Source organism: Myceligenerans halotolerans, assembly GCF_054782975.1.
In genome coordinates this window covers 138,694-145,363 of record NZ_BAAGRL010000008.1, presented here as the reverse complement: position 1 = coordinate 145,363, position 6,670 = coordinate 138,694, and the positions used below count along the sequence as shown (strand labels likewise).

The 6,670-nt window shown below is 71.1% G+C and carries 6 protein-coding genes; 3 read left to right on the top strand and 3 right to left on the bottom strand.

Features of this window, described 5'->3' with window-relative positions; genetic code table 11:
- Positions 1 to 158 precede the first annotated feature (158 nt).
- The 3 genes from ACYVK5_RS07915 to ACYVK5_RS07905 form a co-directional block, all read right to left on the bottom strand.
- Positions 159 to 1,523: an RICIN domain-containing protein gene (locus tag ACYVK5_RS07915; RefSeq protein ID WP_460703579.1), complete on the bottom strand. Its 1,365-nt coding sequence runs from the start codon at positions 1,521 to 1,523 to the stop codon at positions 159 to 161.
- 61 nt (positions 1,524 to 1,584) lie between these two features.
- Positions 1,585 to 1,821, bottom strand: a complete 237-nt coding sequence (locus tag ACYVK5_RS07910; RefSeq protein WP_460703577.1) for an RICIN domain-containing protein — start codon at positions 1,819 to 1,821, stop codon at positions 1,585 to 1,587.
- A 580-nt stretch (positions 1,822 to 2,401) separates the two neighbouring features.
- On the bottom strand, positions 2,402 to 3,391 hold the full coding sequence (locus tag ACYVK5_RS07905) for an aldo/keto reductase (protein WP_460703575.1): 990 nt from the start codon (positions 3,389 to 3,391) through the stop codon (positions 2,402 to 2,404).
- A 91-nt stretch (positions 3,392 to 3,482) separates the two neighbouring features.
- Here ACYVK5_RS07905 and ACYVK5_RS07900 point away from each other — a divergent pair, with 91 nt between their 5' ends.
- From ACYVK5_RS07900 to aceB, 3 genes are all read left to right on the top strand, one after another.
- On the top strand, positions 3,483 to 3,896 hold the full coding sequence (locus ACYVK5_RS07900) for a MerR family transcriptional regulator (RefSeq protein ID WP_460703573.1): 414 nt from the start codon (positions 3,483 to 3,485) through the stop codon (positions 3,894 to 3,896).
- A 228-nt stretch (positions 3,897 to 4,124) separates the two neighbouring features.
- Positions 4,125 to 4,877 carry an IclR family transcriptional regulator gene (locus tag ACYVK5_RS07895; protein WP_460703571.1) on the top strand — a complete coding sequence of 251 codons (753 nt, stop codon included), beginning with the start codon at positions 4,125 to 4,127 and terminating at the stop codon, positions 4,875 to 4,877.
- Positions 4,878 to 4,938: 61 nt separating this feature from the next.
- Positions 4,939 to 6,525 carry a malate synthase A gene (aceB, locus tag ACYVK5_RS07890; protein ID WP_460703569.1) on the top strand — a complete coding sequence of 529 codons (1,587 nt, stop codon included), beginning with the start codon at positions 4,939 to 4,941 and terminating at the stop codon, positions 6,523 to 6,525.
- Positions 6,526 to 6,670: the final 145 nt, after the last annotated feature.

Genomic DNA, 6,670 nt, shown 5'->3' with positions numbered 1-6,670 from the left:
GCCAGGGGGTGGGAGAGTAGGACGCCGCCGGACCTCAATTCACCTCGAGGCCCGCACCGTACGGTGCGGGCCTCGAGCCATGCCCGAAAGAGCACACGAACGGGCCGGCCGAGCAGCGCTGCTCGGCCGGCCGGCCGGCCCGCCTGTCGTTCACCCGATCAGTTCAGGGTCCACTTCTGGTTGCCTCCGCCGTGGCAGGACCACAGCTGGACCAAGGCCCCGTTGGCGGTGGAGGCACCCGACACATCGAGGCACAGGCCCGATGCGGCGCTGGTGATGGAACCGTCGCCGTTGAGGTTCCAGCGCTGGTTCTCACCACCGTGGCACGACCAGATGATCACGGCCGCCCCGTCGCTCGTGCCGCCCTCCGAGGCGTCCAGGCACTTGCGTGAACCACCGGAGTAGACCGACAGCTCACCGCTGGCGGTGTGGGTCCACTGCTGGTTCGCCCCGCTCCAGCAGTCCCAGACCTGCACCTGGGTGCCGTCGGTCGTGGACTGGTTCGGCACATCCACGCACTTGCCCGAGGCCTGGCCCGTCAGCGCGCCGGCATCGGTCTGCGGCGGCGGGCTGTCGCCGAACTGGGAGAAGAAGTCCCAGATCTCGCCCTTGACCCAGCTCTGTGCGCCGCTCTCGCAGCCGGTGCACCCGTCGACCGGGCCCTGCTGGTGCCCGCCGTCGAAGGCGGCCCAGACCACGGGGTAGCCGTCCTGGCAGCCTGAATAGGTGGTGGTGAAGTGCTGGCCCGAGCCCGAGGCCGGCTCGGGCGGGTTCTGCGGGGTGCAGCCGTTGTTGCTCACGAACCGGTCGCGCATACCCCGCGCCTGGGGCATGCTGTCGGTGACCCCCTGGATGCCCATGTAGGCCACCGGCTGGGATCCGCCCGAGCAACCGGAGACCGGGCCGGGCACGGCGATGGCCGCGACCGCACGGAACTGGTCCGGACGGGCGCAGGCGAGCGCGTAGCTCATGGCGCCGCCGTAGCTGAACCCGAGAGAGAAACGCTGGGACTCGTCGACGCACAGGGCGGACTCGATGCGCTGGATCATCGCGTCGACGAAGGCCACGTCTCTGCCACCGGAGTCGGGCCAGGCGTTGTCGATGCCCTGAGGGGCGACGAAGATCGCGGTGCCGCCGGCCTGCTGCTCGAGGCCGTAGTGGGCGTAGACGGCGCCGTCCGAGCCCCCACCAGCGACCTGGTCGGCGGTTCCGCCCCACCAGTGCAGCCCGAAGATCAGCTTGTGCTGGTAGTTCGGGTCGTAGTTGTCCGGGACCTTCAGGATGAAGCTGCGGTTGAGGCCGTTGACCTGAATGGTGTGGTTGCCGCTGTTCATGCCCGGGCTCTGCCCGCAACCAGCACTCGCCAGCGCGTTCACCTGCGCAGCGTTCACTTGCGCCGACGCGGTGTTCGCGGTTGCGGCGACGGAGAACGCCGTCGCCGCGACCGCTACCGCGGCGAGGATCCGGGATCGCAGGCGTCGCCGCGGTCGCGGCGTTGCCTGTAGGAATCGGTTCGGGGGCATTGAGTACTCCTTCTCCTCTTGTCCGACCGGGGCGCCGCCTGTGGTGCCCCGGCATGGGCTCCTAGGTGCGTTGCAGGTTGAACAGCTGGTTGGCGCTGCCGGTGGTGTTCCACTGGGAGATGCGGGCGCCGTCGGCCGTGGACTCCTCCCAGACGTCCATCGCCAGGTCGCTGTGGCGGTTGACCAGGCTGATCGTTCCGTCGCCGTGGTCGACGACGTCCCACTGCTGGCTCGTCGCGCCCGTGTCGGGCTGCTGGGTGATGCCGGCGCCGGTGCTCGGACTCGCCACCTGGAGCACCAGGCCGCTGTGCCCGGTTGAACCGCGTCGGCGCGAACGGCGGCTGGGCGTTCTCGTGCTCGCCGTTGGCGCCCCACCACGGCGAGGTGGTGCGGTCGGTGTCCAGCGCCTGCTGGAGGTCCGCGTAGGGCATGTATGTCGCGTGCGGCGGCTCGTCGCCCGCCGCGAATATCCCGATGTTGTTGTTCCACTCCGGGTAGCCGTTGGGTGGGTCGGTCCAGTCCGCGGCGACCGTGCCGGGCGCGGTCGCCGCGGACTCCTGGGCTGGTGCGGCCGACGCCGCCACGCCGGGAATGGAAGCGCTCCCAATGGCAGCGAGACCGCTTGCGAGTACCGTTCGGCGGCTTACCTGCGGGCGCCGCTCAGGTGGGTTGGACATCGTTGTCTCCTAGTGCCGCTACTCGACGCTAGTCCACAAAGATATGAGATATGACATGTGATGTCAAGGTTGTGAGTGTATCTACGGATAGGCTCGTAGATCGGCGGTGTCCGCGGAGGCCCGCGCGCACGCCCCGGCCGGTCCTGCCCGTGCCACGGGCGGCGTCGACCTGGCTCGCCGGCGAGCGGGCGACCGCGTCGGCTATGCGGCGTCGGTCTCCGGCACCCGGGCGTCGTCCACCGCCGGTGTCAGGGGCTCGACGGCGTCCAGGCGCGCCCGGGCGTCGTCGGGCAGGCCGGTGGTGACGGCGGCGATCGCCGCCGTGAGCTGGTCCGGCTTGCTGCCGCCGAGGATCGGGCGGACCGCCGGGGTGTGGCCCGCGAGCCATGCCAGGACCACCTGGCCACGGGTGAGGCCGAGACCGGCGGACACCTCGTCGAGGACCGCGAGACGGCGGGTCGTGCCCGGGTGGTCGAACTCCTCGGCGACCTCCTTGGCGGGGTTGTCGTAGGCGCCGCCGAGCATCGGCGAGTACGCCCAGATCTCGAGGCCGTCGGCGGCGGCGAGGTCGAGGTGGTCGTTGGTGAGGAAGCCGAACCGGTGGCCCGCGCCCGGCGTTCCCGGCCGGGGGTGCAGGTAGGAGTAGCTGTACTGCAGCGCGCTCACGGGCTCGCGCCCCTGGCCGAGCGCCCGGGCGCGGGCGGTCGCGACCCGCCATGCCGCGTGGTTCGACATGCCGAGACGGGCTGCGAGCCCGTCGTCGTACAGGGTCGACAGGGCATCGGCGACGTCGTCGATCGGGACGGTCGTGTCCTCCATGTGTGCCCAGGCGAGGTCGATGCGGTCCGTGCCGAGCCGCCGGAGGCTGCTCTCGACCTGCGCGCGCACCTCCGCACTGCCCAGGCCGGTCCGCGAGGCGGGCCAGCGGCCGGCGACCACGGGTTCGGCGCCGAACTTCGTCGAGATCCGCACGCGGTCGCGCGTGCCGGGCCGCGCGACGAGCCAGCGGCCCAGTACCTCCTCGCTCTGCCCGCCGTAGCCGCTCTCGCTGTCCCAGAACGCGTAGCAGTCGGCGGTGTCGATCCACGTCCCGCCCGCGTCCACGAACTGGTCGAGCAGGTCGAACGCGGTCCGTTCGCCGACCGCGGTGCCGAACTTCATGGCCCCGAGGGCCAGATTCATCGTGTCCATGACCAGTAGCCTGCGACCTGGAGCGCGCTCCAGGTCAAGAGGGCGGGCCCGGGTATGTCGGGCGGACCGGGGCGACCGGCATGATGGACGCATGACCGAGACCGCGAACGCCCGTACCTACACCCCCGCGGAAGCCGCGACCGAGTCGGGATTCAGCATCGACACGCTGCGCTACTACGAGCGTGAGGGCCTCCTCGCGCCGATCGCGCGGACGGCCGGGGGGCGGCGGACCTACTCCGGGACCGACCTCGAGTGGCTCGGGCTCGTGCGCTGCCTGCGGGACACCGGCATGCCGATCGCCGACCTGAAGCAGTACGCGGAGCTCTGCCTGGACGCTTCCACGATGGACGAGCGGCTCGCCCTCCTCCAGGCGCACGACAGGCGGGTCCAGGAGCAGGTCGACCTGCTGGTGGAACAGCAGGAACGGCTGCGGGAGAAGATCCGCTGGTACCTCGGCAACGGTGCGACGGCGGCCGAGCGGGAACGCGCCGCCGGCCGGGAATGAGGTTCGCCGCGATGGCATGAGCTTGCCTCCGCGATCTCTCGGCTGTCGTGCGCGAACCTCGGTCCGGCGCAGGAAGCCTCGTGCTTGCGCGCCGGCCACGGTGCGCCGGCCACGGTGCGCCGGCCACGGTGCGGCGGCGCCGGGCATTCCGGGGTGTGGAATCCTGGTTCTGTTCCGCGGACGGGTAGCGCCCGCGACCGATCGGCGAACCAGGCCTGAAGGAGTCACGTGGCAAGCACCACCGGCGGTGTGCAGACCGTCGAGCGGGCGATCGACCTGCTGGAGATCATGACGGATCTCGGGGGAGACGCGACCCTGAGCGAGCTCAGCGACCGCAGCGGGCTCCCCCTGCCGACCATCCACCGGCTGCTGCGCACGCTCGTGCAGCGCGGGTACGCGCGGCAGATGCCGTCACGCCGGTACGCGCTCGGGCCGGGTGTGCTGCGTCTCGCGGACGCGGCAGGCCGGCAGCTCGGCGCCGCGGCCCGGCCGCACCTCGAGCGCATCGCGGCCGCGCTCGGCGAGACCGCGAACCTCGCGATGCTCGACCACGAGATGGCCGTGTACGTGGCGCAGGCGTCGTCCACGCACTCCATGCGGATGTTCACCGAGGTGGGGCGGCGGGTCCACCTGCACTGCACGGGGGTGGGCAAGATGCTGCTCGCCGGACTCGGCGAGGACCAGGTGCGGGCGATCGCGCAGCGTACCGGCCTGCCCGCCGCCACCGAGCACTCCATCACCGACGTCGGCGAGCTCGTCGAGGAGCTGGGGCGGATCCGCGAGCGCGGCTATGCGGTGGACGACGGCGAGCAGGAGGTCGGCGTCCGGTGCTTCGCGGTCGCGGTGCCGGGCGCGCCGCTGGCCACGGCGCTGTCGGTGTCGGGCCCGGAGGCCCGCGTGACCCCGGAGTTCGCCGACGACGCCGTCCCCGTCCTGCGCGAGGAGGCGGCGAGGGTGGGCGACCGGCTCGCCGGACGCTAGACTTTCCACGATCAGAACATCTACTTCCACATAGTGGAAACTGAGCAAGGAGAGTGTCGACGTGGAGACTCCGGACGGCATCGAGATCACCGGTGAGATCGGCGAGCGGTACGAGGAGGTGCTCACCCCGGCCGCGCTGGAACTCATCGTCAGGCTGCACCGCGAACTGGCGGACCGGCGCCTGGAGCTGCTGGAGGCGCGCGAGCGCCGCGTCGAGGACCTGGCCGCCGGCGGCACCCTGGGCTTCCTGGAGGAGACCCGGCACATCCGCGAGGACGACTCGTGGCGCGTGGCCGACCCGGCGCCCGGGATCGTGGACCGCCGCGTGGAGATCACCGGCCCCACCGACCGCAAGATGACGGTCAACGCGCTGAACAGCGGTGCCAAGGTGTGGCTCGCGGACCAGGAGGACGCGAACACGCCGCAGTGGAGCTCGGTGGTGGGCGGCCAGCTCAACCTGCTCGACGCGATCAACCGCACCATCGACTTCACGGCCGAGAACGGCAAGACGTACGCGCTCAAGCCCGACGCGGAGCTCGCGACCATCGTCATGCGCCCCCGCGGCTGGCACCTGCCGGAGAAGCACATCCTCGTGGACGGGCGCGAGACGTCGGGCTCGCTGGTGGACTTCGCGCTCTATCTCGCCACGGCGGGCATGCGGCAGTTCGCCAAGGGCCTGGGCCCCTACTTCTACCTGCCGAAGATGGAGTCCTACCTGGAGGCGCGGCTCTGGAACGACGCGTTCGTCCTGGCGCAGGAGTACCTCGGCATCCCGCAGGGCACGATCCGCGCGACGGTGCTCATCGAGACCTACCCGGCCGCGTTCGAGATGGAGGAGATCCTCTACGAGCTGCGCGACCACTCCGCCGGCCTGAACGCGGGCCGCTGGGACTTCATGTTCTCGGTCATCAAGTCGTTCCGGACCCGCGGCACCGAGTTCATGCTGCCGGACCGCAACGCGGTGACGATGACGGTCCCGTTCATGCGCGCCTACACCGAGCTGCTGGTCCGGACGTGCCACAAGCGGGGCGCGCACGCGATCGGCGGCATGGCCGCGTTCATCCCGAGCAAGGACGAGGAGGTGAACGCCACCGCCTTCGCGAAGGTGCGCGACGACAAGACGCGTGAGGCCGGCGACGGTTTCGACGGCTCCTGGGTGGCGCACCCCGGCATGGTGGAGCTGTGCAAGGAGGTCTTCACCGACGTCCTGGGCGACCGGCCGAACCAGATCGACCGCACCCGCGACGACGTCGAGGTCACCGCGGAGCAGCTGCTGGACGTCGCCGCCACCCCCGGCGACATCACCGAGGCGGGCCTGCGGAGCAACATCTCGGTCGGGATCCAGTACCTGCGCGCGTGGCTGGGCGGCCTCGGCGCCGTGGCGATCTTCAACCTCATGGAGGACGCCGCCACCGCCGAGATCTCCCGCAGCCAGGTGTGGCAGTGGCTGCACAACGACGTGACCCTCGCGGACACCGGCCGCACGGTCACCAAGGAGCTCGTGCACGAGATCGTCACCGAGGAGATCGCGAAGCTCCCCGGCGACGCGGCCGACTACGAGGAGGCGCGGCAGACGTTCCTCGAGGTCGCCGTCGCCGACGAGTACGCGGACTTCCTCACGCTCCCGGCGTACCGCCGCATGGACTGAGCACGGATCGCGGTCCGCGCGCGCGTGCCGGCCGGCACGCGCGCACGACCGACTACGACGACCGACCATGGCCGACGACGGCCGCCGGGCCACCGAGGTGCGCCGCCGAACCCACCCGCCGGGGTAGTACCTTCGCCATGAAGGG